This window comes from Rhodococcus sp. SGAir0479 (assembly GCF_005484805.1).
Lineage (GTDB): Bacteria > Actinomycetota > Actinomycetes > Mycobacteriales > Mycobacteriaceae > Prescottella.
The window spans coordinates 59,093-85,858 of sequence record NZ_CP039433.1; the positions used below are offsets into that span (position 1 = coordinate 59,093).

General features: G+C 66.1%; 26 protein-coding genes. 5 read left to right on the top strand and 21 right to left on the bottom strand.

From position 1 onward, the window contains the following. Positions 1 to 19: 19 nt before the first annotated feature. From E7742_RS22820 to E7742_RS22905, 18 genes are all read right to left on the bottom strand, one after another. A complete protein-coding gene (locus E7742_RS22820; RefSeq protein WP_137801400.1) occupies positions 20 to 2,446 on the bottom strand; it encodes a DNA topoisomerase in 2,427 nt (808 codons plus the stop codon). 181 nt (positions 2,447 to 2,627) lie between these two features. Continuing rightward, complete coding sequence (locus E7742_RS22825; protein ID WP_137801401.1) at positions 2,628 to 3,248, bottom strand: DUF4913 domain-containing protein; 621 nt, start codon at positions 3,246 to 3,248, stop codon at positions 2,628 to 2,630. 2 nt (positions 3,249 to 3,250) lie between these two features. Continuing rightward, a complete protein-coding gene (locus E7742_RS22830; protein WP_137801402.1) occupies positions 3,251 to 5,263 on the bottom strand; it encodes a type IV secretory system conjugative DNA transfer family protein in 2,013 nt (670 codons plus the stop codon). Between the two features lie 13 nt (positions 5,264 to 5,276). Beyond that, the gene (locus E7742_RS22835; RefSeq protein ID WP_254699379.1) at positions 5,277 to 5,822 is read right to left on the bottom strand and encodes a hypothetical protein; all 546 of its coding nucleotides are present in this window, start codon (positions 5,820 to 5,822) and stop codon (positions 5,277 to 5,279) included. A gap of 11 nt (positions 5,823 to 5,833) precedes the next feature. Beyond that, positions 5,834 to 7,474, bottom strand: a complete 1,641-nt coding sequence (locus tag E7742_RS22840) for a M23 family metallopeptidase (RefSeq protein WP_137801403.1) — start codon at positions 7,472 to 7,474, stop codon at positions 5,834 to 5,836. Continuing rightward, the gene (locus E7742_RS22845; RefSeq protein ID WP_137801404.1) at positions 7,471 to 7,770 is read right to left on the bottom strand and encodes a hypothetical protein; all 300 of its coding nucleotides are present in this window, start codon (positions 7,768 to 7,770) and stop codon (positions 7,471 to 7,473) included. Before E7742_RS22845 ends, E7742_RS22840 begins: the two co-directional genes overlap by 4 nt. Then, positions 7,767 to 9,551 (bottom strand): ATP-binding protein, encoded by a 1,785-nt coding sequence (locus tag E7742_RS22850; protein WP_137801405.1) that lies wholly within the window; start codon positions 9,549 to 9,551, stop codon positions 7,767 to 7,769. The genes E7742_RS22845 and E7742_RS22850 overlap by 4 nt, the downstream gene beginning before the upstream one ends. A gap of 13 nt (positions 9,552 to 9,564) precedes the next feature. Next, positions 9,565 to 11,067, bottom strand: coding sequence for an SCO6880 family protein (locus tag E7742_RS22855; RefSeq protein WP_137801406.1), 1,503 nt, complete (start codon positions 11,065 to 11,067; stop codon positions 9,565 to 9,567). Next, a complete protein-coding gene (locus E7742_RS22860; RefSeq protein ID WP_254699380.1) occupies positions 11,064 to 12,617 on the bottom strand; it encodes a hypothetical protein in 1,554 nt (517 codons plus the stop codon). The genes E7742_RS22855 and E7742_RS22860 overlap by 4 nt, the downstream gene beginning before the upstream one ends. Positions 12,618 to 12,637: 20 nt before the next feature. Further along, entirely contained in the window at positions 12,638 to 13,477 is an 840-nt protein-coding gene (locus tag E7742_RS22865) for a hypothetical protein (RefSeq protein WP_175420661.1), read from the bottom strand. After that, entirely contained in the window at positions 13,474 to 14,088 is a 615-nt protein-coding gene (locus E7742_RS22870; protein WP_137801408.1) for a hypothetical protein, read from the bottom strand. Before E7742_RS22870 ends, E7742_RS22865 begins: the two co-directional genes overlap by 4 nt. Then, positions 14,085 to 14,453, bottom strand: a complete 369-nt coding sequence (locus E7742_RS22875; protein ID WP_137801459.1) for a hypothetical protein — start codon at positions 14,451 to 14,453, stop codon at positions 14,085 to 14,087. Before E7742_RS22875 ends, E7742_RS22870 begins: the two co-directional genes overlap by 4 nt. Positions 14,454 to 14,508: 55 nt before the next feature. Then, the gene (locus tag E7742_RS22880; RefSeq protein WP_137801409.1) at positions 14,509 to 14,790 is read right to left on the bottom strand and encodes a hypothetical protein; all 282 of its coding nucleotides are present in this window, start codon (positions 14,788 to 14,790) and stop codon (positions 14,509 to 14,511) included. Positions 14,791 to 14,820: 30 nt separating this feature from the next. Then, positions 14,821 to 15,393: a hypothetical protein gene (locus E7742_RS22885; protein WP_137801410.1), complete on the bottom strand. Its 573-nt coding sequence runs from the start codon at positions 15,391 to 15,393 to the stop codon at positions 14,821 to 14,823. Further along, positions 15,390 to 16,157, bottom strand: a complete 768-nt coding sequence (locus E7742_RS22890) for a hypothetical protein (RefSeq protein ID WP_137801460.1) — start codon at positions 16,155 to 16,157, stop codon at positions 15,390 to 15,392. The genes E7742_RS22885 and E7742_RS22890 overlap by 4 nt, the downstream gene beginning before the upstream one ends. After that, positions 16,154 to 17,290 (bottom strand): hypothetical protein, encoded by a 1,137-nt coding sequence (locus E7742_RS22895; RefSeq protein ID WP_137801411.1) that lies wholly within the window; start codon positions 17,288 to 17,290, stop codon positions 16,154 to 16,156. Before E7742_RS22895 ends, E7742_RS22890 begins: the two co-directional genes overlap by 4 nt. A gap of 64 nt (positions 17,291 to 17,354) precedes the next feature. Then, positions 17,355 to 18,506 carry an insoluble domain protein gene (locus E7742_RS22900; RefSeq protein WP_137801412.1) on the bottom strand — a complete coding sequence of 384 codons (1,152 nt, stop codon included), beginning with the start codon at positions 18,504 to 18,506 and terminating at the stop codon, positions 17,355 to 17,357. A 25-nt stretch (positions 18,507 to 18,531) separates the two neighbouring features. Then, positions 18,532 to 20,175 carry a cutinase family protein gene (locus tag E7742_RS22905; RefSeq protein WP_137801413.1) on the bottom strand — a complete coding sequence of 548 codons (1,644 nt, stop codon included), beginning with the start codon at positions 20,173 to 20,175 and terminating at the stop codon, positions 18,532 to 18,534. Positions 20,176 to 20,367: 192 nt separating this feature from the next. Between E7742_RS22905 and E7742_RS22910 the strand changes: the two genes are divergently transcribed. Together E7742_RS22910 and E7742_RS22915 are read left to right on the top strand one after the other, a co-directional pair. After that, complete coding sequence (locus E7742_RS22910) at positions 20,368 to 20,808, top strand: helix-turn-helix domain-containing protein (RefSeq protein ID WP_137801414.1); 441 nt, start codon at positions 20,368 to 20,370, stop codon at positions 20,806 to 20,808. A gap of 212 nt (positions 20,809 to 21,020) precedes the next feature. Further along, positions 21,021 to 21,380, top strand: a complete 360-nt coding sequence (locus tag E7742_RS22915; protein WP_137801415.1) for a helix-turn-helix domain-containing protein — start codon at positions 21,021 to 21,023, stop codon at positions 21,378 to 21,380. A gap of 3 nt (positions 21,381 to 21,383) precedes the next feature. Here the strand turns inward: E7742_RS22915 and E7742_RS22920 are convergent, their stop codons facing one another. Genes E7742_RS22920 through E7742_RS22930 form a run of 3 tightly spaced genes read right to left on the bottom strand, consistent with a single transcriptional unit; the run spans position 21,384 to position 23,526 of the window. Further along, on the bottom strand, positions 21,384 to 21,953 hold the full coding sequence (locus E7742_RS22920) for a hypothetical protein (RefSeq protein ID WP_254699381.1): 570 nt from the start codon (positions 21,951 to 21,953) through the stop codon (positions 21,384 to 21,386). Beyond that, positions 21,950 to 23,026 (bottom strand): hypothetical protein, encoded by a 1,077-nt coding sequence (locus E7742_RS22925; protein ID WP_137801416.1) that lies wholly within the window; start codon positions 23,024 to 23,026, stop codon positions 21,950 to 21,952. Before E7742_RS22925 ends, E7742_RS22920 begins: the two co-directional genes overlap by 4 nt. Positions 23,027 to 23,037: 11 nt before the next feature. Further along, on the bottom strand, positions 23,038 to 23,526 hold the full coding sequence (locus E7742_RS22930; protein ID WP_137801417.1) for a hypothetical protein: 489 nt from the start codon (positions 23,524 to 23,526) through the stop codon (positions 23,038 to 23,040). Positions 23,527 to 23,951: 425 nt separating this feature from the next. Here E7742_RS22930 and E7742_RS22935 point away from each other — a divergent pair, with 425 nt between their 5' ends. The 3 genes from E7742_RS22935 to E7742_RS22945 all read left to right on the top strand — a co-directional run bounded on the left by E7742_RS22935 (position 23,952) and on the right by E7742_RS22945 (position 26,766). Beyond that, the gene (locus E7742_RS22935; protein ID WP_137801418.1) at positions 23,952 to 24,668 is read left to right on the top strand and encodes a ParA family protein; all 717 of its coding nucleotides are present in this window, start codon (positions 23,952 to 23,954) and stop codon (positions 24,666 to 24,668) included. After that, positions 24,661 to 25,155: a hypothetical protein gene (locus tag E7742_RS22940; protein ID WP_137801419.1), complete on the top strand. Its 495-nt coding sequence runs from the start codon at positions 24,661 to 24,663 to the stop codon at positions 25,153 to 25,155. The genes E7742_RS22935 and E7742_RS22940 overlap by 8 nt, the downstream gene beginning before the upstream one ends. 633 nt (positions 25,156 to 25,788) lie before the next feature. After that, positions 25,789 to 26,766, top strand: coding sequence for a DUF2637 domain-containing protein (locus E7742_RS22945; RefSeq protein WP_137801420.1), 978 nt, complete (start codon positions 25,789 to 25,791; stop codon positions 26,764 to 26,766).

Here is a 26,766-nt window from a genome sequence, read left to right on the forward strand (position 1 = left end):
GCCTAAGCCCCGAGGGCCGCTACTTGGTGGCCTTGCGCTTCGTCGTGCCGGTGGGGCGCTTCGCGTCGTCGAATTTCAAGGCGAAACCGACCACTTTGCGGCCGTTAAAGGTCTTCTCCGCCAGCGCACCTTTGGCCGTGTACGGCCGGCCGGTCTTGCTCTTGGCTTCGAACTCGATGGTCTCCCCGGTCAGCAGCTTCGCCAGCTCCTGCTCGGTGAAGTCTTTGCCGGGCCAGTGTTCGTTGGCGCCCCAGCCGCGGCCCTTGAACGAGACCTTCTTGCCCTTCCACACGCCGGTGACCAGGTCGGTTCTCTCCTCGAACTGGGGCTTGAAGCCCACGTACGGGTACTGCTTGCCGTCCTTCTCCAGCACGTCGGCTTCGAGCTTGCCCTTGCAGGTGTACGTGGTACCGGTCTTGGGACGCTTCGCGGTGATCTCGATCGTCTCGCCGGCCAGCAGCGCGGCCACCTCGGCGTCGGTGAACCGGTGCCCACCGAAGACCCGCTTCGCGCGGGTGACCACGGTGCCGTTGTGGGTGAACTGCAGCGCGGGCGGCAAGTCGATCGTCTCGACAGGCGCATGGGTCAGTCCGGCCTTGGCGATTCGGTCCTTGACCTCAGCAGGCAATCGGCCCGCGTTCACCTTCATCTTCTCGATGTCGTGACGCACCAGGTCGGCCACCAACGGCAGGAAGTCGGGGGTCGCGCCGGTGCCCGCCTCGATCTGCGCCATCTGCTCGTATACCTGCTCGGTGATCGACAGGTCGCCGATGTGTGTGCCCGGCAGGATGCGGTGGTTGAGCTCGCCGAGCGGGCTGAGGGTGAGCTTGCCGCGCTTCTCGATCATGAGGGCCTTGCCGGTGGCGTTGTTGGTGACCTCGGCGTATGTGCTGGTCCGGGTGGCACCGGTGCCCACGCTCCGCTGCTCAAGGTGCTTCATCAGCCAGCTCATCGACGGATGGGGCGGCCTCGCTGGGAAGCCTTCGTGCACGAACGGTTCCGCGAGCTTGCCGAGCGTTGTCGCACCCGACGCCGGTTCGGGCTCGTCGGTCTCGTCGTCTTCGACGACGAACACGCCCTTCCAGCCGAGCACGGCCGGCACGTTCAGCGAACCGACGAAGGTCGGGTACTTCTCGACATGTCCTCGGTGCTGGTCGTACTCGTAGTCCGGGGCCAGCATCGTCAGATAGTTCTTCGCCAGCACCTCGTAGATTTCCCGGCCCAGCTCGCCGAATCTCTTCTCCACCGCGGCCAGGCTGGGAGGGACGTTGGGTCCCGGACGGTTGGCACCGTGCGCCCCACCGGACTTGACGTGACTTTTGCGTGGGGTGCGGTGGCTCAACGCCGCCGAATCCACACCCACGACGGCGGCGATCGCGTCGACCAGCGGAAGCAGCTCGTTGAACTGCTCAGGCGAGATGAACTTGTCCTCGGTGCGCGGGTACGAGACCACCTGGACCTCGTACATCTTCTGGTAGGTCTCGAGCACGTTCTTGGCGCCGAACCCCTTTTTCGACAGCAGCGAGGAGAGCGCGGCCAGGTCCATCAGCCGCGGCGGCGCGGTCTTCTTACGGGTCGTCCCGTCGTGGACCACCGCGGACGCGCTCAAGCCGCCGGGGACGTCGGCCTTGTTCTCGAACCGGTCGATGTCGGGATCGGTGTAGGTCACGCCGTTCTCGTCACGGAACCGGTTCTCGTAGAACGCCTTCTTGACGTAGCCGTTGTGGGCGTCGAGGCCGTCGCCGACGATCACGACCATCGCTGACTTGAGGCGGCCGTTCCGCAGCACAGTGTTGGATCCGGAGACCCTGGTCGCGACCCGGGTGAACTGCATCGACAGCATGTCCCACTTCGATCGGAAGTCGGCCTTGCGGTAGTCACCCTCGTCGTGGATCGACGACACCGGCCGCCGCGTCCTGAACGCCTTCTGCAGCGAGGCCGGGGTCTCGTCGAGGAACTCCATCCGCTCGAGCTTCTTGCCCTGCAGGCCGAGGAACTCCACGATCTCCCAGCCCAGCAGTGAGCCCTCACCGGTCGGATCGAGGTCGGCGGCGTTGCACACTGTGTCGCAGTCCGACAGCGCCGTCTTGAGCTGCGCGAGCAGGCTCTTCGCGTCCTTGTCGGTGACCAGCTTCCCGCCCGAGAGCTTGCGCCTGATTTCGCGCTCCCAGCGGAAGTCCTCGGAGCGCCACGGGAGATTCGCGAGTTCCCAGCTCTTGTACCGCTCAGCGAGCGCCGCCGGCACCATCGCCGACGGGTCTTTCAATTCGAGCAGATGGCCTCGCGCATTGACGATGACGTATTCCGTGCCGTCGAACGTGCCACTCATGCCACCGAGCGCGGCCGCGAAGTTGCGCGCCGCCGAGGGCTTCTCGGTGAGAATGCCAACTTTCCCCTTCGAGGTGGATCGACTGTCGGAGTTACGGGACACAGAAACACACTCCATCGTGGGATAACCCCTCCCGGGGATTGGCTGGGCCTGGTGCCCTGCCATGCGATTTGAATCTATACAAGATCAGTCTTCGGCTCGAGTCGACCCGCGTGCGTGTTCTTCTGCTTCCGGCGCAGGGATCGCCGACGGTTCGATGCCCCTGAGGGCGGCGGGTAGACGCCTGTGGTCTCGGGGTTCACGCCTCCGCATCCTCACCGTTGTTGACGATGTAGTTGAAGACGTCGGCGGGGACGTCGTCGACGGGCAGGACCGGCCATCCCATCCAGTCACGGGATTCTTTCGCGTTGGCCATCGGCCCGGTGTCGCCGTCGAGGATCACGCGCAGATGCGGTTCGAGGTGCTGAATCCACCACAGCGACATGGCCGACATCGAATCCGAGGCCCTCGCCTCTTCCCATGAGTAGTGCAGCGCGGTCAATCGTGCTACGACCTCGGGGTAGGCCCACCAGCGAGCGTCCCAGGACAGGGAGGAATCTGAGTCGCCGATCTTGCGGCGGATCACCGGGCGGAAGAACCCATCGAACCACTCAAAGACGTTCGCGAACTGCGGTTTCTTCGCCGGGGGCTCTTCGCCTTCGGGCGGCGCGTCGTGTGCGCCGTCCGGTTGTTCGTCAGCAGCTCGCTCGGCGTACTCGTCTTCGTCCTCCGAGCCGTCGGCGAAGTCGTGGTCGGCGTACTCGCTGCCCATGTCGTCAGCTTCGGCCTGCTCGGCGTCCTCCCAGCCGATGACCTCAGGCTCCGTGGTTTCGTCGCCGGCATCCCAGTTGTCGGCGTCCTCGACAGCGAACTTGACCATGTTCAGTCCTTCCCCAGGAACTCGGAATCGAATAGGGCATCGACGCGCGACGAGCTCACGCCGACGTCGGGCGTGCGGTCTGCGACGAGCTGCGGGGCTGCGGTGTCGACTACGGCCTCCGGCTCCAACTCGACGTCCACGGCGGTGGCGGGCCGGTCGGACATGCCGAGGGGCAGGGCCTTCTGCTGTTCGAGCGTGGTCGCGAGCTTGCTGTCCTTCTTCGACTGGCGGATCTCGTCGGCGAAGGGGGAACCGCCCCAGAACGCTTTGCGGACCAGGATCGGCGAGCTGCCACCGATCGTGACGATGGCGCGAGTCTTCGGAAGCGCCTTGAGGTCACGCTTTTCGAAGATGCTCTCCTTCTGCCAGCTGCTCGACACCGTCGATTGGCCAGAGGCGAACAGTCCGGCGCCCCGGTTTCGGGACTCGGACTCGACGTAGTGCGTGCCGATGGCGTCGACGAGACCAGAGATGTAGGCGTCGTCCTTGACGTTGCCGCCGTACCAGGTGACGCTGCAGGCGTCGACCATCGCGTCGAACGCTTCGCGTCCCCAGACCTTCTCGCCCTGCGAGGGAGACTGCAAGAAGGTGATGAGGATGATGCCGCGGCCGCCGAAATGGGAGTACCAACGCGGCAGGTCTTCGAGCTTGCAGATGTTCGCTGCCTCGTCGAGGACCGCGGTCATCGGGATCGGCATCCGCTCCGACTCCTGCTGCTCGGAGTATTCCTCGGCGCTGTTGAGGATCTGACCGACGAGCGCGCTCGAGATCGCCGACGACGATCCCGGACCGTCCTTCGACATGGCGTACATGGTGTCGGTGCGGGCGACGAACTCTTCCGCGATGAACTCCGGGAGGTCGTGCACCACATCGCCCGGGGCGAAGGTGATGTTCCCGTCGGGATCGGTGCCGATGATGGTGCGCTGGTTCGGCAGGACGGCCTCGGCGTAGCGAGGCTCGTCGAGTGGGGCGAGGAAGCGGCGGGCCATGTCGTAGAAGCCGTCGCGCTGCTTAGCGTTGACGGACTGCTTGCCGCGCATCGTCTTCGCCAGGTCCGGGTATCCGTACTGCTTGAGAATCGCGGGCGGGATCTGCGACTGGGTGTTCGTCAGCCACTCGACCACGTGCCGGATGTCGCCACCGGCCAGCGAAGCCGCCAGCATGTACGAGGCGAACAGGTCGCGAGCATTGCCGTCGAAGTAGGCATCGACCTTGGCATTGGCGTCGGTGGCCGCAGAGATGAAGTAGCCACACACGGCCGCCGCGGACGGCAGGTCGGTCACGTTCCGCAGCGGGTTGAACCAGAACGTGGCGCGCTGGCGACGATCACCGGTGGTGACGCCCTGCAGGTCGAACAGCCAGACCCGGCCCGACTTCCGGCGCAGGCCGACGGTGTGGGAGTAGACGTCGCCGCGGTTGGAAGCGACGATCGTGGCGCCGGGAGCATGGCAGATCGCCGGGATCGCCAGACCGGCCGACTTACCCATTCGGGCGCCAGCGTAGGCGAGGCACACGAACTCCCACGGCAGCCGCAGATCGCGCTTGCCGACGACGGTTTGGCCGAGGGGAATACCCAGGTATCCGGGGTGATCGCGGGGGATGGCCGGTGCGAGCCGTTCGGTCGTCTCGGCGAGGTGCTTGACGTTCGTTTCGTCGACCTCGCGGGGGTCGACCATCGTGTCCGCGAGCTTGTCGATACGGATCTCCGACCGCTTGTCCTTCACTTTCTCGAGGACACCGATCCTGCGGAGGATCCACCATCCGCCACCGAACGCGACGGCGAGGAGGAGCAGTTCGAGGATCAGCACCGACGTCGCACCGCCAGGCCAGCTCGTCTTGCCGGTGCCGAGAGAGATGAACAGGGCGAGCGGGTTCCAGGTGGGGTTCTCCCCGCCGCCCTGGTTGTAGGCAATGGTCGGCAAGAACGCCACCGCTACGACGACGGGAAGTGCCTTCAATAGGACTTCGTCGGAGTTGGCGCTGCCGGTCGGCCGGTCCCGTCGTGCACGTGCCATATCGAGTAGCCCCCTACTGCTGGAATCGGTAGTCGGTCAGTCGCCAGCCGTCGTCGGTGCGGGTGACGGTGGTGCGCCAGGTCTCCGGAGTGCGTGGAGTGCTCTGGCCGGTGGCGTGCAGGACCGATTGCCGGCAGGTGACGTCGATGACGACGGTGCGCATCCCGGCCGGTGCCGCGGGTGTGGTGTCGGAGCGAACGCAGTTCGCGGTCAGCGCGTCCTTCGAGGCGGCCCACTGCTGCCAATCGCGATCCGGCCGGATCGACACACTCTTCCCGTCTTCGGCGGCCGCGAGAAGATCGCCGCCGAGCCAAGGCTTGGCCCGGACGAGGGCGTCGCCCTTACTCGCATCGACGGCCGGCTGCCACGACAGGATCATCTGCATGGCCGTGGTCGCGGTCTGGTCGGCGTCGATCTCCTGCGGAGACAACGGATTGATGGCCACATGGTCGTCGGTGCCGGTGTGCGGGGCACTTCCGGACTCGTTCCCACAGCCGGAGAGTGCGATGGCGGCCGCGGCGGTCAACGTCACTGCTGCGGCTGTGCGCTGGATCCTCACTGCTGGTCCTTTCACTGGTTGATCGCCCGGAACTTGGCCTCATTGGCGATGATCTTGTCGGCGTAGGGGCGGGTCTGGACGACGTAGTCGGTCGCGCCAGTGGGGAACCCACCGGATTCGAGCACTGCGCCTTCACCGGCGTTGTAGCCAGCGAGGTACAGCTCGGCCCGTCCGTTCGGCGCGGACACCTTGCCGTCGGCGATCCAGCCGTCGATGGACTGCGCGATCGTGCACATGTACTGGCCCTGAGCCATGACCGAGTCACCGATCGAGTTGATGTCGATGCGGCCGTCGCCGTCGTAGTCCTTGCCGTAGGTGGCCCAGGTTCCTGGCATGAATTGGGCTGGCCCACCTGCCCCGGTCTCCGATACTGGGGCGTCGGCGCCGTGACGGAACCCGTTCTCCTGCTCGAGCTGGGCCGCAAGCAGCGATGGGCGGATCTGCGGGCAGATGCTGCCTGCCTTCTGGATCCAGGGTGCGAACTCGGCTGGGACGCTGCCCGGGGCCAGGCTGTCGCCGAGCCCTTCACCGGAGATGACGCAGTCCGCGGCCGCCGCTGTGGCGCTACCTCCGCCACCGCCAGGTGCCGATCCCCAGGCGAAGCCGGTTTCGTTGAAGCCCTGACCGTTCACGGTGATGTGAACGTGGTCGAAGTGGTTCTGGGTCTCGGAGCCGCGGTCTTCCATCGTGTTCGGCGTGCCGCCGACCGGGTAGTACGTCTGACGCCAGATGGCGTACTCGACGTTGAAGAACTCGGCGTTCGCCATGACGTAGTCGAGGATCTCGTCGCCCAGCTGAACTCCGGTGCCGGACAGGTAGTCCGGGATCATCGCGTCGACTGCTCGCCCGTCGGGATGGTCGGTGGCGTAGCCGCCGTCTGCGCGCCAGCCGCCGAGGGTACTGATCCTGTCACCGAACTTCGCGTGCAGGGCCCGGATCAACTTCTTGGTGTCGACCTGCATGTTCTGCTCGGAACCGGCCGACGCGGGGAGCGGCTTCGACAGGTCGGCTGTGAGCGTCTCCGCCGGCGGCGTTGGTACGGCGGTCGGGTCGCCAGCGGTCGGCGCGCCCGGGGCGGGCGCGGAGTCGTAGTACGGCTGTGGGTCGACGGCGGTGGTCCCCCATCCGCCGGGCCATACCTCCCAATGCAGGTGCGGGCCGGTCGACTGGCCACGATTACCGATCGTGGCGATCTGCTGACCGGCCCGGACCTGCTGTCCGACCTCGACGCTGTAGGTGTCGATGTGCCCGTAGACGGTGGCCACGAGCTGTCCGTCGCGGACGTGGTCGAGGACGACCCATTGGCCGAAGCCGTCTGCCGCGCCGGCGTTGCGCACGGTGCCGTCGGCTGCCGCGTAGATCGGGGTGCCGATGTCGCCCGCGAGGTCGATGCCCTTGTGCTCCTCGCCCCAGCGAGCGCCGAAGCCGGAAGTGAGCGTGACCGTGGAGGGATCGACGGGCTTGATGAACGAGCCGAGTGGCGCGAGACGATCGCCACCCTGTCCCGTGCTGGCGGGGCCGAGGCAGTTCGTTCCGGCCTGCTGTTCTTCCTCGTCTTGGATCCCGACCATGAGCAGCAGGATCAGCATGAACGGTACGAGCACGACCGCGAGGATCAACGCGATCAGCCCGGTCCCCCCCTTGTCGTTCATACGCTCCTCAGTCCCTCTCCCAGTCCGTATTTCGCGACGAGTGCTCGGTTCAGCTCTCGCGCCATTGCCAGTTCCGCTTCGAGCGCGGCCACCTCTTTCGCTGTAGGTAGCGGTCGCTTGCCGGACTTGTTCACCCAGCTCCGGACAGTTGTTTCGGACACGTCGAGCTGGTTTGCCGCTGCGCGTGCGGCGGCGGTGAAGCTGTCGCCTGCCTCAATGCGGGTGATGACTGCCCGCACGGTTGCGTCACGGGTGTCGTCGTCGACGACGTTGTAGCGGCGCCGATCGGCGGTCATGCTGCGAATTCCTTTCCGCGGTCTTCGTCGGCCGACCGCAGGCGAGCGTCGGTGTCGTGGATGCCTGAGGCGTGTTCGATCGGGGGAACCCACACCTTGAACGGCGTGCCCGGGGCTGCGCCTTCACCGAGCTTGAGGAGGAAGTGACCGACACCGGCGGCGGTGCGCTTCGTTTCCAGGCTTGCGTCCCTCACCGAGTCAATCGAGGTCGCAGCGATGTTCACAGCGGCCTTGCGGCGGGCCTTCCGAATCGCCTTCTTCTCGTCGACGGCCGATGTGCCGTCGTTCGCCCAGCCGGTGAGCATGGCTCGTTCGGCTTCGGAGAACTTCATGAACTTGCTCAGCCGGTCGACCTCTGCCTCGGGTACGGGACCGATGATGCGGGCGCGGGATCGTTCGATCAGGCCCAGGCCGCCGGCCTTCTCAAGTTCGGCGATCGAGTGGGTGACGGTGGTCATCGCGACACCGATCGCGCGCTGCAATCGCTGAACTGCGTCGACGCGGGCGACCATCATCGGGCCACAGGCGAGGACCTGCCAGAACTCGTCCATCACGATGTGGAAGGCACGGTTCGGGCCGAGGCCGACGTCGGCCAGGATGTGGGCCGCCTCGACAGCGGCGAAGGCTTCGTTCCAGCCCGCGAGCAGGACCGCGGCGCGCATCAGTTCGTCACCGGGCGGAACCGACGACATGTCGAGGTCGATCATCGGCTTGGTGATGTCGATCCGAACGGTGCTGTGCTGGTTGAAGGTCTCACCGAAACGGCCCTTGACCAGCGCGCGCATCGACCGCAGCAGCGGCTTGATCTGTGCCCGGTACTCGGCTGCGTCGTCCGCGACTGCGTCCTCTCGCAGTTCCTCGGGCGCATCGGAAATGATCTCGATCAGGTCTTCCATCCGCGCCGGGTTGGCGGTGCTGTAGATCGACTCCGGATGGCTGTAGATCAGGCGGATTGCGGACGCAAGCATGGTCTCCTCGAAGTCCTTGAGCGGGCCACGGCGCACGATCTCGAGGAGCGCGCAGACCATGTTCAATTGGCGTGCGTGCAGGGCGAACTCGGCGCGTTGACGTTCGAGTGAGCCTTCGGCGAGCTGCTCGATCGCTTCGCCGATCGGGCCCCGGTCGAGCGGGTTGATCGATCCGGTTCCGTATCCGACCTCACTGACCTGTCCGCCGACGGCTTCGGCCAGTGCGCGAAGATCCGGCTTCACGTCACCCGGGGCGATGACGTGTGTGCCGCGCCCGATGTCGCCGAGGCAGATTCGGCGCAGCAGCGTGGACTTTCCGAACGCGTTCAGGGCGCAGATGAAGCACGACGGCGCCGAGATTGCCTTCATCTTCCACGCGTACAGCGGGTCGAATCCGACTGCGGCACCGGTCCGCAGGTGCCGGCCCAGCGCAGTTCCGAGAAGAGGGGCCTTGGCGCCGACGATCCACGGGTACATGCCGGCGACCTGCACGGTGGTGCCCCGGTACTCGACCGGAGGCATCACCGTCGACATACGGCCGCCGCCCGCACCCTCGAACCCCTTCTCGTCCAGATCCGCGACCTCACGGTCGAATCCGTCCGTGCGGGACTTGTTCAACCGCTCCATCGTGGCGCGCAGGTTGTACTGCCGCTTGACCAGGACCTGCTTCCAGGTCTTCTTGATGGTGTTCGTCTCGGCCGCCGCCGCGGACTCGAGGGCGGCGAGGTCGGCGTCGGACAGCAGGGAACGGGCGATCTTGTCAGCCGGACTCTGCGGCTTCTGCTTCGGCGTATCTGCCTTGCGTGCGCACATCGGTGTTGTCCTTCTAGCTGCTCAGGAACGTCGGGATGGTGGAGTGATCTGCAGGGATGACGCCGATCCCGAGTGAGGCTGCGAACGCGGCCGACTGCCAGCACCAGGACCTGCGCACTGCGAGGCGGCTCTGCCGGGAAAGGTCTTCGATCAATGCGTCGATCTTCGGGACGTCGGAGCTGCCGACCGGTTCGGTGACCGTGACGAGCACGCCGAACCGAGTGACACCCGCACCGCGGGCCTGCTCCATCCGGGCCTGCGCCGTGGAGGCCACGTCGATCTGGGCCTGCGCGGAGGCGAGGCCCATACCCTTCATGGATCCGCCGCTCGCGGCGGCGAGTGCATTGCGGTAGTCGCTGTCGACGATCTGGGTTGCTTCACTTGCCGAGTGCGGCCGGTAGACGATGGCCACCCGCTTGATCGGTACGGCGCTGTTCGGCGACAGCAGTCGCTGCAGGACGCTTTCCGTGACTGCGCCCTTCGGAGCCTCACGCATCTCCCACGTGGCCGAGACGGCACCGTCGTGGAAATAGCGTCCGCCGTCGGGCGTCTCGTGGGCGGTGCGCGGCCCACAGTCCGCCCATTCGAGCCCGGTGCCCTCACCGGAGTGCAGGCCACGCTCGACGTCTACGAGCGACGCCGGATCGTACGAGCGGCGCACGAACGCCATGATCTCGTCGGCGTCCATCGGCGAGCACGGTGCGCCGGCCCGGGCGGCGGCCGCAGTCAGGCTCGGCAGTCGGCGGCCGAGCTCGACCGCCTGTTCCGACGGGTCCTGCTTTCGCTCCGAGGTCTTCGCCTCGAAAGTGATTGCGATACGCGCCGAAAGGCGCAGTCCACCGGAGGTCAGTCCGGTCGCGAGCTGGTAGTTCGCGTCGCGGGCCAGCTGTGGAGCATCCGGCAGGGTGTTCTGATGCGCCGTCTCGTACAGCTCGATACCGGTCTCGGGGAGCGTTTCGAGGACGGTGACCACACCGAGAACGTCCGAGGTCTCGCCCGTGGCGTTGAGGAACTGCGCCCAGTTGCCGACGTACTGGTCGATCACGTCCTGGTCGACCGCCTCAGCGCCCTGTGGGAACGCGTCCAGCACGATCGTGTACGCGTCCTTGCTGGGCATGTGGATCATGCCGAAGCTGCGGCCGTCGGAGTCGATTCCTTCGTACAGCTCGGTGTCAGCGAGGACACCGGGCAGCCGGTAGCGGCGGCCGGGGACGCGGGAAAACGTGCCGGACGAGTAGACGTGTTCGCCGCGACGGCCGGCGCGCCAGAACTGGAGTCTCATGAGTGCCCTTTCGTAGCCTGAACGGCCGTCACGCGAGTTGATGAGGGGAATGAAGCCCAATGCCACGGGCACTGCGATCACGAGTGCGACGCCGAATCCGAAGACCAGGCCGACGAACGCGAGGACCACCGCTGCACCGATGCCGAGCATCGTGGTGCCGAAGGTGGCACCCATCAGGCCGGTCTCGCGCGGGCGACGCCAGGCGCCGTAGGTGTGGTAACTCTGCTCGCTCACTTCTCGAAACCTCCCGAGTTGAACTGCGGGGCAGCGCCCGTCGTGACCGGCTCTCCCCTGCCTGAGTCACCCGAGGAAGGCATCGCACCGGAACCGGCGGGCGTCCCTGACTCGCCACCTTGAGGTTCGCCGCTCGACGCTCCTCCCCCGCCGCTCGGCATGCCGCCGCCGTTACCGCCGGGCTGACCACCATCTCCCCCGCCTGCACCAAAGCTCGCCGGGGCAGGCTGAGGCGATCCGCTGGGAGGTGACGCCTCGCCAGAGGCCGGCGAAGCCGAGCTCGAAGAGCTGGCCGTCATTGCGGCACCGGTCGGAGCTCCGCCACCAGCTGCCATTCCGGCTGCCTTCATGCCGATCGCGCCGAGCGCGGCACCTGCAGCGAGACCACTGCCGCCACCACCGAGTGCTCCGACGTTCGGCACGATCATGCGCATCAGAGACGGGAGCACGAGCGCGGCCGCACACAGGAGGATGACCCCGGTCAGCGCCATCATGGCGTCCCCGTTCTCGGGGTTGGTGATGGTGGGCGTGGCCTTGAGAAACAGCATGGCCGAGCAACCAATCACGAACGCGCCGACCGGCTTGACCAGCAGCCACGCGATCGTCCAAGCGATCATCTTGTCGAATGCTTGGGAGCCGACCTTCGTGCCACCAGCTGCACCAGCGATCGGGAGCGCGGCCGCCATGAGGACGAGGAAGCCTGTGCGCATCAGCATCAGGAACGCCATCACGAGGCCGCCGATGATGCCGAGCAGACCGATCACAAACAGCAGCGCCATGCCTGCAGGACCGGCGTACAGGGAGATCGAGACCATCGCTTCGACCAGCCCGGTTGGATCGCTTCCTACGGTGCCGTCCATGAACCAGTTCGCGATGCTGTCGGAAAGTCGGGTGCCGATGACGACCAGCGTTGTGAACATGCCGGCAACCACGGTCGCGCGGGCCATTTGCCGGAATCCTTCTTCGGAGGTGTCGCGGATTGATCCCGAGCGCGCCATCGCGAGACGTGCGCCGAGGAGGATCATCGACAATGCAAAGGCCGCGACCTGGATGTAGAAGGTGTATTCGGTGACCGCCGAGACGGTCTCGCTGAACACGTTTTCATCGAGGGAGCTGGTCGTGATCCACCAGCCCAGAGCGAACTTCAAGACCTCCGCGCCCGCATTACCGAAGGACAGCGCGGCCTTCTCCACCGCGCCCGATGCCACACCAGTCGCCGCGTCCTTGACCTTGTCGCCGACCGCTGAGACAGCAGCTCCAGTTGCCTCACTACAGGTTTTGGTCTCCCCTCCAAGAGCATCGACGGCCCACCCCACGATCGGGCCAGCTGCATTGCCGACGTACTTCGCGCAGTCGACAAGGCCGGTCACAGCACCTGTGAGGGAGTCCACCAAGCCGCCACTTGATTCCTCGTCTCCATCGGTGGAATCGTCGGAGGCTGGTGCCTCTTGACTGCTCGGGGCAGGCGCGGTCGTCTCCTGTGCCGCGGCCGGATGAACCGCGGTGAACACGCAGAGGAGGGCGACCGTCGTTGCCAGGAGACTGCGCACGATCCACAACCTCCGAGAACTCACCACCAAGACGCCCACCCCGCACCGAAGCTGGGCACCTTCGTGGCACCCATTCCGTTCGGATCGACCTTGAGGACCCACCCGGTGCCCTCACGCCAGACCATCGGGATCTTCGAGACCTGGTTCTGGGTTGTGCCGTCCCGCATCTCCGCGGTGTAGCCAAACTCGACCAGGCTCAGGTCAGAATTGAAGTTGACCTTGACCATCGGCATCGCCGACGCAGGCCCGTTATTCGGCATCGCCATCAGGTTCGCCTTCTTGACCTCACCGTCGGGATCCGACAGAAGCCCGGCCTCGACGAGCATCTTCAAGCGGTCAGGGCCGCCGTAGAGGTAGCCGACGTAGTGGGCTGCTGCGAGTCCTGCACCTTGCGCAGTACGTGAGAACCCAGTTGCCACACCGTTTTCGGTCAGGCGGGTGGGGCCATCCGAGGTGGAGAAGGGCAGGTCCATGTTTCCGTGGACTCGCTGGAGCATCGCGCCTCCGGGCGCTTGGTCAGCAGGACGACCGTCGCCTGGCCGAGACTGCGGGAGGAGGACGCCATTGTCGTCCAGCGGGACGTAGATGACTCGGTTCGCACGATCGAAGACCGGCTCGGGCTCGAAGAGACTCTCCTCGACCTGAGTGTTCCCGCCGTCGGCGGATCGGTCGGCAGGAACAAGCGGGCCTGCATCCTCGCCGCGGAAGAGGATCACGGCACTGAAAACCACGCCCGCGATCAGAATGACGGCGAGGACTGACATCCCCATGAGCAGCTTCGTGGCCGAGTTCCCCTTGTCGTCCTTTGAGGAGTCGTCAGCCGCGGGGGCGGCCGTCGTATTGGTGTTCTGTTCGGTCACTTGCGGGTTCCTTCCAGGCTGACGAGGTCTGACGGAAGCTCGTCGAGGGCGGTGATCGTGGTGGCATCACCGGCGGGGAGTTCGAGGTGCCAGTCGTCACCGATCCACACGACCCGGTTGTGTGCGGCGGCTAGGGATTGATCGGAGAACCGCTGGACGACGTCGACATTGGCGGCGTCATCGGTGTAGTCGGTGATCGTGTAGCCGACGATTTCCGGGACCGCTTCGGGGTCGAGCCCCGAGATGGAGACGAGTGCTCGATGCGCGGCGTACGTGTCGCGTCCTTCACCGGGCGCTGCGACCGTACCGAGGATCTTCGGCCAGTCAGTGTCAGTTGCGCTGGCCAGCTGCACCGACTGGGTGATCGCCGCCAGCGCCGCACCTTGCGGTGTGTGGGTGAAGCCCTGGAAGGGCTCCCAGCTGCCGTTACTCGGCCCGTCGGTCTTTCCGATCGGAACCCGCACTCCCCCAACCGATGACCAGGTCGCGATCTCCGGGACGTCGGTCAGCGATACCGTGGGTTGGTCGTTGTCGGACTGTCCTGCTCCTCCGCAGCCGGCCGTGGCTAGTGCCACTGCCACCATCGCTGCCCCTGCCAGGCGCCGAATCATTCTTCGTTCTCCTGATCCTGCTGTTCTTCTTGCTGCTGTTGTGTTTGCGCTGTCTTGTTCTTGATCTGCTGCACGATGTCGGCCTGCTTGGGCTGGGTCGACGACTGTGGCCCGTAGGCGGCGGAGAGCAGGATCGTGGCGATGGTGACGGATGCGGTTCCCGCGAGGAGTGCGCCGATGTTCGCGGCGAGGAACTCGGCCGCCTTCGGCGACTCCATGCCGGCACCGTGCTTGTGGTCCCACGCCATCCGTGCGCCGACGAAGATCACCTTTGCGACGCAGATGACGAAGACGATCCCGGCAGCAATCCCGAGAAGCTCCTCGATGTCCTTGACAACCTGGGCGGGTAGTTCCACCGCGGCCATGTATTCAGTCGCTGAACCTGTTTCAGGGAAGCGCATTCCGGGATCGCCTTTCGCCCTATGCCGAGGTGACGGCGCCGAGGATGGAGTTCGCGGACATGGCGACGATCGCGCCGACGAGGCTTCCGACGAGCATCTTCGCTGCGTCGGACTGGCCGTGCTGCCACTTCTCCCACGCGAACTTGCCTCCCGAGAAGACTAGTGCCGCAACGCACGCGAGGGTGACGCCCCACAGAAGCCAGTTCAGCAGCTTGAGCAGGCCGTTTGCGCCGGGCGGCACCTCGGGGTTGATGTCGAACGACTGCGCGAGTACCGCAGTGTCGAGGACGGTGTGGAGCATGGAGATTCCCTCCCTTGTGATGGTGATGGACTACTGCGCCGGCAAGAGGGCAGGCAGCCGGTCCTGGATTGCCGTGACGATGCCGACGCCGGCAGCAATCACGTCCGCGGGAACCTCGATTGCGGCTCCCTTGGTCTGGATGGGCACGCCGTCGATCGCGCGCCAGGTGGGCAGGCTGTCGCGGGCAGCCGAGCCGAGGAAGCGGTGCCAGCCGATCGACCAGTTGTCGCGAACAGCACCGGAGACGATGGATCGACGCTGCCGGACGTCCTTGGGAGGTTGACCCGCGGTGTTCGCCACTGTGACCAGGCCGAGGAGATCTGTTTGAAGTCCGCGGTCGCGGTGCTCGAGGATCAGGTCGTGGGCGCTGGCGAGGCCTTCCGTCGTTTCCCGGCACACGACGACTACGTACGGAGACTCGATGTCATGGGCGGTGCCACACGGCCACTGGTGTCGGGCGTCGCCCGCGAAGTCCCAGTACCGCGCCAGCGTGGACACTCCGGCGCCGCCGTGCGCGCCGACGAGCCAGACGGCCGGGCCGGGCTGGACGACGTCGATCGGTTCGGTGCGAACGTCGAGGCTGGTCCGGTCTCGGGGACTCATGCGAGTTCTCCTGCCGTCTCGTCGGTATCGGTGTGCGGGGTGGTGATCTGGCCGAGCGCATCCAGGGCGTCCGTCCATGCATCGAGGGCGGCGGGCGAAAGTCGGCGGTGGTCGAGTCGGCCGGGCTGAGTGAGGGCGGCGTCGAAGGGGACCTCGACGAATCCGGCGGTTCGGGGTGCGAGGGCGTCCCGTATGGGTGCGAGATCGAGCAGGGTGTCCGGCATCTGGTGCGAGATCGCCACGATCGTCCGTGCCAACACCTCAGCTCCGTAGGTGTTCATCTGCCAGCCGAGGCCGTCTCGCATCCGGCTCAGTGGCTCGGAACGGGCGGGGGCGACGATGACGATTCCGGCTCCGGCTTCGATCAGCGGGCCGAGTCGGCGCGAGCGTAGCGCTGGGCCGACGTCGTGGAATCGGGCCAGGTGGCGGTCAGAGAGCAGTCCATCGACGAGGGCCGGGTCTGTGGTGTCGCCGTGTCCGACGACGACCACACCGGCGGTGCTGACCGCCATGCGCGAACCGAGCTGGCGGATGGCACGCGCGCTGTCAATTGGGTCGGCCGCGGTGCGGTCGAGGAGGTTTCCGCCGTCGGACGTGCCGTCGATCGCTGCTACATCCGCTCCGCTGCCGAGGCGGAGCGCTGTCGCCAGCCCGTACGTGGTCGTGGTCGAGGCGGCGCCGCCGGAGCCGGCGACGACGATGGCCGAGATCCTCTCGGGCTCTTCGACCTTCGGCGTCCTGCGCAAGGCAACAACGTTCGTCATTTCCGGTCCTCCACTGTCGCGATCTTCATTCCGCCGTCGCCGGGGGTCGTGGTGATCCACTGCCGGTGAATGCCTTCGCTGCCGACGGGCGGGATCTTCAGGAGCACGTCAACTGACCAGCGGTTCGGCTCGGGCGTGGGCAGGACGGTCACGCAGTGCTCGGTGCCTTCCGGGACGGCGTCGATGAATTCCTGGATCTGAGCCGGGGGCTGGGGCAGGACCATCAGCGATCCGACAGCCTCTCCGCTGCGCGTGACGTAGTAGGCGTGCTCGAACGCCTGGATCACTCCCGGGCCGCTGTCGCGGTTGCCTGCGCCATTGCCGACGGTCCGATCCGGTTCGTTGGCCGACGCGCACCAGGACGGCGCTGCCGCCGTCGTCTCTTCCTCTTCCGCCGAGGCGGTGGCTGCAGGCAGGGGCGGAACGGGGGTTTCGGCGTCGCCGCCGGTGAAGACGGTGACCGCACCCGCAGCGAAGACCGAGACGGCCGCGACAGCCAGACCGATCAGTGGCGCCTTGCCCCACTGACGGCCGCCGCCACCTTCACCGCCCCCCTCGCTCGCGCTCTCCGGATCAATCGGGTCGCTCGGGGGAATCGCCCCAGCGGCTGGCATCGGTGCCGCGGGCAGCGTCTTCTGCGCGCGCAGTCGACCCATGATCGCGCGAAATCCCCCGCGAATGTCGTCGGGCGTGACCAGCGGCTCGCGGGGGATGTGCGCGCGAACCCAATCGGGCGCATCGGCATACAGATCGACAGGCAGCGGTTCGAGGGGCTCGGCGTACGCGTGCAATTGTGCCGGGTCCGGCGACCATTCGCTGTATGCCTGGGCGGTGACGGGAGCGAACTGCTCCGTCGCGAGGTCGTCCTCGATGAGGATCGGTTCGAGTTCGGTCTGGATGATCGACGAATCGTCGATCGGTTCGAGGTCGGTCTGCACGACAGAGTCCTGCTCGCCAGCGGCCGCCTCGCTGCTCGGCTCGAGCGCGGGCACTTCGCTGACTTCGGCGAACGACTCTGTCGGGATGGGGAAGTCCAGTCCGCCCGAGACTGGTGCGTCGTCGGCCGGGGTCTGGTCGCGTCCGTAGTGCTCGATCACGTCGGGGAACAGTTGCTCCCGATTGTCCGTCGACATTTATCCTCCGTGTAGATGGTGGGGGCGGGTCTCCCCGCCCCCCACCGAGGGCTTCACAGGTCTGTCAGGCCTGCTGGATGCCGTCGCCGACGGCGTTCGAGATCATCTGCGTGGCAACGCCCGCCGAGCCCTTCCCGAACTGGGTGAGGGCGCCGTCGATCGCGTCGACGACCTGCTGGCCGCCGGGCTGGGCGGTGGCCCAGTCGCGGGCCTGCTGGTCGATGCCCGGGGCTGCGGCGACGACGTCACGCACCGCGGTGGCGGCGGCCTGTCCGACCGGGCCGGACTCCTCCCACTGGGTCAGCGTGGTCTCGGCCTGCGTGGTGATCGCCTCGGGGTCGATGCTCGGCAGGTCGACTTCGATCGCCTGGCCCTGGTCGTCACCGGCACCGAACGCGGTACCGGCAGTGAAACCGACAGCGCCGCCCGCGATCGCGCCGGGAACTGCGGTGATCGCTCCGCCGATCGCGGCACCTGCGGCGGTGCCGGCCACCGTGGTCGGGACGATGACCGTGGCGGGCAGGCCGGGGATGACGCCGAGCGGGACCGACACAAAACCGCCGACCGCGAGACCGGCATTGCCGCCGATGTTCCCGCCGAGCAACGCGCCCGGGACCGCACCGATACCGGCGCCTAGGGCAGCGCCGCCGATGGTGCCCGCGATCTGTCCAGCCGCGACCCGGTCGGCCCGATCCGCATCAATACCGATTGACCGGTAGAAAGTCGAGACCTGAGAACGGATCAGCTCGGACGTGTTGTTCGTCCGCTCGAGGTCCTCATCGGTCAGCCAGTTCGGCTGTTCGGCGTGGTAGTCGCCGATCATCAGCGTCTTCGGCGGCGCGATGTACATCGGCGCGGCTTCAACAGCCACCGGGGCGTGCAGGGCCGAGTAATCGATCGGCGCAACGTAGTTCGACTGCTGCGTGTACTGGTTCGTCTGGTAGTCGTAGTTCGGCTTCGGCGCGTAGCGCGGCTGCACCGCCGGAGCCTCGACCCAGTAGGTCGGCTGGCTCGGAGCTTCGGGCACGTACGCGGGCTGAGGAGCCGCGGTGGTGCCGCCCTGTGTGGACGGAGCCGGGGTGGTCACGCCGCCCTGCGACGGCAGCTCTACCGGATCGGCGTTCGCGATTCCTGCGCCGGCGACGACGATCGCGGCGGCGGTTGCCGGAACGATGCCTGCCTTCGCGGCCCGCGAGACCCTGCGGTGCTTACCCATTCGTTTCTTCTTTCCCTAGACGGTTTCAGGAGGTTGAGTTGGAGTTCGTGCTGACGACGCCGCCCTGTTCGAGCAGCGCCGGTTCCGACGCGTCGCGGCTCGTAGTGGTGGTGGACGTCGTAGTGGTGGTGGACGTCGCGCTGGTGGTGGTGGTGGTGGTGGACGTCGTTGGCCGAGTCGTGGTGGTCGTCGGCGGGGCCTTGGGTGTGCTCGTCACCTTCGACGTCGAGGTCGAGCTCGAAGTGCTGGCGGTCTTCGAAGACGCTCCGAGGTCCGCGGCAGCGGCGGCGAGCCAGGACGCAACGAATTTCGTGGGCGCCTGGCCGGTCGGGGTCGCTGCGACAGAGCCGTAAGAGCCGTGCTCGGCCGCCGTGTTCCGGTAGGAGGACAGCGCAACCAAGTCGAAGGCGTCCCGGTTGGCCTTGACCTCGTTCTCGACGATCTTGAAGGTCTGCGTCACCAGGCGTGTGGTCGTGGCCGGCGGGATCAGCTCTGGCAGGACGGTGACGGCCTTGGCCGCCAGAATTGCCAACGCTGCAGGAGGGTTCGCGAGCCCGACCGTCGCGACGGCGGCGATGGTTTCAGGCGTCAGTACCTTCTTCGCTACGGTGACGGCCGCGTTGAGACCGATCAGCCCGACCTTCACCAGCGCCGAGGTGACTTCCTGCCCGGTCGGGGGCTTGGCCCGCGGATCCGATGCCTCGGCCAGTCGCTGAGAGATCGTCTTCTTCGGCTGGATGGAGATGTTCTCGAGCGCGTTCTTGGGTGCCTGGATGTCCTTGTTGATGACATCGACAGCGGTCTTGAATGTCGTCGAGGCCAGCGCCCGGCCGATCGTCGAGACGGCAACGAACGGGTCTCCGCCGATCTCGGCCTGTCCCGCTACGTTGACGACCGCCCGTGCGATCGGGGCGTTCGGCGGGGCGTCACACGCCAGATCACCCGTCTGGCACCACGATGAGACGCGGCCCGACAGCGAGCCGTAGTCCTTCGTGATGTCGGAGACGGGGCTGATGCCGGCGCCCTTCGGCGTCGTGAAGGACACCGGGGTCAGCGCCTTCACTTCCTCGCCGCGGGTGCCGGGAACCGGATTCGGAGCCTGCTGCGACGTGCCAGGGAAGAGCCCGGCCCCCTCGCTGCGGGTCGGCGACCCGAAGAGTGCGCCCGCAGCGATCGCCGAGGCCGGCACCGAGCCGCTCCCCTTCCCCACGGTCCGCAAGAAGTTCGACGCCGCGTGCGCGCCCTGAGAGAAGCCGACAATCGCCAGCTTGGTCTTGGGGCAACTCGCCAGCACCGTGGAGGCAGCCTTCGCCAGGTTCTCCTCGCCCTTGCCGACTGAGACCGCATAGGAGTCGCTGCCGCCTGGGGTGATTCCGCCGAACGAGCCCGGGTAGGGCACATACGCCCGGTCGACACTGGCACCGATTTCACGCGCCTGGGCGAGCATCGGCGACATGATCGTCCCGAGCACCCCGGTATCAGCCTTCACCGGCGCGTCCGGCGATGTCTCCGTCGTACCCTGCACGCCGAGCGCGTACAGATCTGGGCAATCGCCCACCAGCTCGTCGAGCCAGGTCGTTTCCGCCTGAGCCGGCACCAATCCGCCTGCCCCCACAACGACGACTGCAGTCGTCACGGTGGCTGCGAAAACGCGCTTGGACCAGTTCATCCCACCCTCCTCACGGTCGATGCTAGACCAAAGTAACGCATATTCCCAACGCATATTCCCACACTGGACAGCCAGAATCGAGCCGAGATTTCAGATCGCCACGGACGATGCGGCACAGTGAACTGCCGATACATCGACTACAGAGTCAGATGCGGCCGGAACCGAAAAGGTTCCCGAACAGAGGAGGTGAGAGTGCCGCCGCGAACGCTTCGAGGCTTCGATCCGACGCGATTGAAGGAGGCCCGCGACGCCAGCGGCATGTCGCGCTCCGACCTCGCCCGCCTGGCCGGCGTGCCGTACAACAGCCTCCGCCGATGGGAGATCGGCGAGGCCGCTCCCACACTCGACTCCCTCGAACGCGTGGCCACAGCTCTCGGAATCGACGTCAGCGAGATCGCCATCGTCTCCGAGCAGTCCAGAACGCTGCAGAACTGGCGCGCGCTCCGCGGCCTCTCGCAGAGAGACGTCGCCGTCGCCGTCAACACCTCGACGTCGTCGTACTCGCGCATCGAACGGGGCGAAAGTCCACTGACCGACGACATGCGCAAGCGGCTGGGAGAGGTCCTCGGCATCGACGATGCGACCGTCTCGCTCGCCTGGCAGCAGGCGCATTATCGTCCCCCCCGGCGATAAGGCAGCCAGCCTCACAAGAACCTCCCCCAACCACGCCTAACCGCGCCATACCGGCGCCTATCACTATTGTAATATCACCACAGTAATAGTCGGGGACAGGGCATAGTGACGGGCGTCTCACCAGGGCGGTTGAGGTGGCCCCCACCAGGGGCTGAACAGGTAGATTTGAACTATCAATTGGTCGTTGAGAGTTCAATGAGAAGGGGAGGATCGTGGCGACTTTCGCCGAGAAGTTCCGCTACTTGGTCGACAATGTCCACCCCAAGGACCGGGGCCCGTTCACCATGAACGAGATCGTCGACGGCATCCGCACCAACGGCGGCACGATCACCCAGGGCTACATCTCGATGCTGCTCAACGGAACTCGGCCCAACCCCAGCCTTCAAATCGCCCAGGACATTGCGAAGTTCTTCCACGTCCCACTCGACTACTTCGCGGACGATGATTCGTTCGGCGACTTCCAGCGCTACATCAGCTGGGTGCGATCCCTCCGCGACGCCGACGTTCCCGTCGCGGCGCGCGCCTACAACCCGTACGCGGACGGCGAGAAGCCGGCGAACGAATCCCGCTGACTCCTACGCCACCGCGAGATAGACCAACGGCGCGACGACCAGTCCGGTCGCCGCGCCGACGACGATCTGGCTGAGCGTGTGGTGCCCCAGGCGCAGTCGCGACCAGGCGATCGCGGGCGCCAGCAGCAGTCCCAGCCACCACCAGGGACTCAGCGCCACGCCCAGCACGGCAACGACCCCGCACCACACCGCCATGTGTACCGACGCCTTGACGTGGAACACGCTCGTCCACACAGCGATACCGACCAGCGCGGCTAGACCCGCACAGGTCAGCGCGATCATCTCCCGCGGAGCGTGGGCAACGATCTGCACCACGAGCGCGGTCACCACCAGACCGAGGATGGCCACGATCAGTCCGTGACGCTCCGAATGCTCGGTGACATGGTGATTGCCGATCCGATCACGAACGATCCCCCACACGATCAGCAGCATCGGCAACACACCCGCGAAGAGCGCGACGAACGCGCCCCAACCCGGATGGCCGATGGACCAGCCCAGGATCATGCAGGATGCGATGTTCACGGTCCACGGGGCAGCGATCTCGGTCAGCAACCGAGCGAGAGCGTTCTTCACGCGCGCGTAGCTTCCGGATCCGCGTCCGACACTGTGGCGAAGGCCTTGCCAACCGAACGCACCCAGCGGACAGATTCGGTGTCGGCCGGCGGACGGAGATCCGAGACGGACACTCGCCCAGCCTCGCCCGTACGCAGCCACCGCGCGATCATCTCCGGTGACACGTCCCCGTCTCCATGCTCAGGGAGCCCATCCCTGCGAGCTTGCATCGACAGCGCATCGAGGATCTCACTCGCCCGATCCTCCACCCGGCGAGCAGCGCCAGCGGAGACGTGCGAATCCCGGGCGACGCCGGGCCACCGGCCGTCAACCAGCGCGGCGTGCAGCTCCGCAAAGTCGCGACGCTGCAGGCGCACCGAGAAGGCCCCCTCGATCGACGCCCACATCAACCCGAGTGTGGTCAGCAGGATCCCGATGACCGCCAGCTTCGACGACAGATCGAAGACCCTGGTCGACGGCTCGACCCAGCCTGCACGCGCCGCGACGACGTAGCCCGCCCTCATCCACGCATAGGCCGAGAGGATCGCGACGCCCGGCGTCAGAATCGCGAGTCCCCTCCCCGCAGGGGTGCTCACATCCCATCCCAGCAGCACGACGACCGTAATGATGGTGCACAGGATCGCTGCGACGCCCATGACGAGGGCCGCAGCCTCGGCGTACCCAGGCAGGTGGGCGTAGAGCTCGTCGAACTGGTAGCCGCTCTCCGCCTGCGGCACCGCATTGGCCGAGAAGAACAGCACCACCGCGGCAACTGCGGCAACGAAGGCGCCGATAGACAGCGGCGCCACCCACCGACGCTGGACGTCGACGCGAGAAACCCTCAGCGCCACGATCATTAGCGCGGCACCCAGGCAAATCCCAAGGAAGATGACGTATTTGACGGCCGACGTCGAGTTCGGTACGCCCGTCGCATCGCTGACGAACCGATCGACCCATCGAAGGTTCACCGTCGTGTGAGCGGCCATGCACACGAACACGATCGTGGTGCCGAGCGTGAAGACCGACCGCGACTGACGCCAGCGATGTGCACGAGTGATCGCGACCCACCACAACAGGATCGATAGAGCGAGCATCAAAACCACAGTCAGAGCGCCTCGTTGAGTAGTGAGCGGATCCGAGCCGACCGCGCACGGCCGGCACCCGCGATCCGGCCGCACAGTTCGGACGCGAAGCCTTCGGCGTCTCGCTCGAGCCGACGCAGATGGTCGTCGCCAGTGGAGTTCTGCCCGCACTGACGGAGCATGAATCCGGCCACGTCGTGCCATTCCGCCGGAAGCGTGCGCCGCACAGCTTCATCGACCGGCATCCCCGGATGCCCGAGCAAAATGTGGCCGAGCTCGTGCGCGACTGTGCGTTCCGGAGCCGCCACCCACGGCGAGAACAGGATCTCGTCGTGGTCGGCGCAGTTGCGCCATAGCCCGAAAGTCCCAGGAGCGAGGGTATCGCTCTCCTGGACAGTCAACGGACGCTGACGGATCCGCTCGGCCGTGCGAACCAAGCCGAATACCGACGCCGACTCTTCCCCTCGAGCGTGTGCCAGTAACTGACTGACGGCTCCCACAATCGGATCCATGTATGACCTCGTCTCGTTCGTGCGCCCGTCGCCTCCCAACGAACTCGGCACACACCCCGTATCGAGAGAGAACAACCAACCAAACCGGCCGCTCCCCCACGACAGAAAAGTGGACGAACCCTGCGGTTCGCCCCTGAGGATGTTACCCGCGTACCGAGACACGCGGGCATCGGGAGACGTGCGCCACGACACATCCGAACGCGTCCAAAATGATCTTGAACAGCGCAAATCGTTGTGTCCTCGCGATCGGGGCCGCCATCGACACCGCCCCCATTCCCCGACATACGAGGGGCACCCAGGGTTATAACTGCACAACGTCGCGCCGTTTAAACATCCGGACCTCTAAACGTTCAACTGTTAGACGGCTCGCCGTTTCATGCTTCCAATGATTGCTGATTGTGCAGTTAGAACGCTATCGTGAGGACGTGACGAACATCGTGGTCTGCCATTCACGCAAGGGCGGCGTCGGTAAGTCGACGATCGCGTACGAACTCGCCTGGTTGCTCGACGCTCCCCTGGTCGACCTCGAGCACGACGGTGGCGGAGTGACCCGCAAGTGGGGTTACCGCCCGGAAGAACGGACTCGGTCGATCCTGCTCGACGCGCTGCGCAACGGCCGGACGCCGAAGCCTCTGAAGGGGCACATGAAGGCTCGGCTCGTTCCAGGACATCCCGAGCTGTACGACGCGCCCCCGAGTGAAGAGGAGATGGCCGATGCTCTCCTCAAGTGGGGAGCCGAGTGGGAGAGCGACTGGATCGTCGTCGATACCCACCCCGGTGCAAGCCCTCACACGCACGGCGCGCTGTCCGTCGCGAACGTCGTCGTGACGCCCTGTCCCCTGCGCACCGATGACTTGAACGCCACCGAGCAACTCGTCCATGAGATGCCTGACTATCCGGTCGTCATCGTTCCGAACATGGTGCCGCGGGTGCCGCCGGCGGCCGAGATCAACAGGCTCGCTCGGATCATCGAGGGCACGCCGGTGCAGGTCGGACCCCTAATCCCGACGGCCAGCGCCGTCGGAACCCGCAAGAAGCGAGTCGCGATCACGGCCGAACCGAAGCCCGCAAAGGCGCTTCAGCCGGTCGCCGACGGCATGATCGCGCTCGCCAAGTACGTGAAGGAGTACGTCAATGGCTAGCGGACTCGAACAACTCAACAACCTGCGGCAGCAAGGGACCGGGCGGCGCAACATTCCCCCTTCGAGGCACCCGGCGCGCCCCACGCCTGTCGAGACCGCCGGCACGAATGACGCACCGGCCGCTGCGGCAACCCCAGCGCAGGAGCAGGCGCCCACGCCACAGCCCGCTGCGGTTCCGGCATCCGCGCCGGCTCCGGCGCCCAAGCAGGCCAGCAAGCCGCGCCCAGCGCCGGCACCGGCACCGGCACCGGTGGATGATCCACTGATCTCCGCGACGGTCTACCTGTCGGCATCGAACGACGACTTCCTCGAGGACGTCAAGCGCGCGGGCCGCCGCAGCCAACCGAAAATCGACGCAAACCGCTCCGCGGTCGTCCGCCTCGCCCTCACCCGGCTCGCCGAACAAATGGCACCCGAGCAGGTCGCCCAGGAGCTGTCAGCGCGAGCTGGCCGCCTCCCCGGCACCACCGGGCGCACGCGACTCTGACCAAGCCGCACAGAAGGCCCTGGAAGCAGCTTGCTTCCAGGGCCTTCGTCGCTCTGCAGCATTCCAATCGCCCGACCGCTTGCCCTTGAGCCGCTACAACCGCGCGCCATTTCAAGTGTTCAGAGTTGCAACGGTTCACGGTTACGCCCTCTCACGGTTGCAACGTCCAACCGTTTAGCAGTCCCAGCGTTGCAACCGCGAACCGTTCCAACATGAAACCGTCTCACAGTTTTAGCGTTGTACGGTTCTAGCGTTACAACGCTCAAACCGTTAGCCTTCTTACTGTTGCAACGTTTTGACGCTATGCCGTCTCGATGGTCTCTCGGTTACGATCAGCAGGAACCATCACCACTTCGAGCCTTCGGGCGCGAAGTCCGTGACGGCGAGCTGCAGCAGATGTGCGACTGCAAGGACCTTCGAAAGGCGCTGTTACCAGTACGTTCTCGGACGCGAACCCGAGAAAGTGGCGGGACAGTTCAACCGACCCGATGCGATCGCACACCGTGCAGATGGACTCCAGGGCACCCAGCCGGGAATGGCCCAGGATTCTCACTCGCCTCTCACATGCGAAGCGTCAGCCGAAAATTCGCAGCGCCTCCACGACACTGAGACCTACGACAGCGAGGATTCCCGATGCTCCGAGAAGGACCACGATCCGATTCGCATCACCCCACCAGGAACGCGAAGAGCAAGTCGCACAAGCAAAGCCCCGCCTTCTGGGCCGCACTGACCCTGACGGCGATGATCTGCCTTGCGTCGTTCATCCTGTCGTTCGTGGCTCTAGCTGACTTGCTGCACATGACAGGCCAGCCGCGAGAGCTCTCCTACCTGTTCCCCGTCATCATCGACGGCACAATCCTGCAGGCCACCATCTCGATCCTCTGGCTCGCCGGCAACGACGAGCGAGGGAAGGAGCGGAGGTTCTTCTGGACCGTCCTGGGCGTCGCCGCCGGCGTCAGCATCGCGGGCAACGCCCTCCACGCGTGGGTCTCTCACGCGCCCGATTTCGACCCGCTGCTCGCTGCGGCCATCTCGACCATTCCGCCAATCTCGCTGCTCGCAGCCAGCCACGGGCTGACCATCCTGGCCCGCACGCCGATGAGGGCGCCGGTGGGGGAGGGGAGTGGTGGCACCTCTTCGTCCCCTACGGCCATCTCTGACGAACCTGTTCGTGACGCTCCTAACCAGGCCGAGATCGCAGTCACAGGAACGGATCCCGAGCCTGAGTGCCTCGCCACCCCCGCGGTTATGGCGGAAGCGCAGAACCAGCCCGCCGCACCGCGCTTCGAAAGGGCGAGCGCCGGTGAAGGGCACGGCGTAGAGACCGCCGGCATGGCCGACGAAGCGGCTCCCTTCGCGAGTTATCCCGACGCACGCCCACTGCCGCAAGAGATCCCGACAGTCACGTCCACCACCCCGCCCCGCGACCCTGTCGCCGTCGACCTCAGCACAGCGACAACCGATCAACTACGCGACTACGCCCTCCGCAGGAAGGCGCTGGGCGTCAAACCCAAGGAGATCGCAGTCGAAGTCAACCGGAACATCAGCACGGTCTACCGCTGGATCGACGACGCCGCGAAGTCCGCCAGCGACCCGCAACTCGTTCGGTAG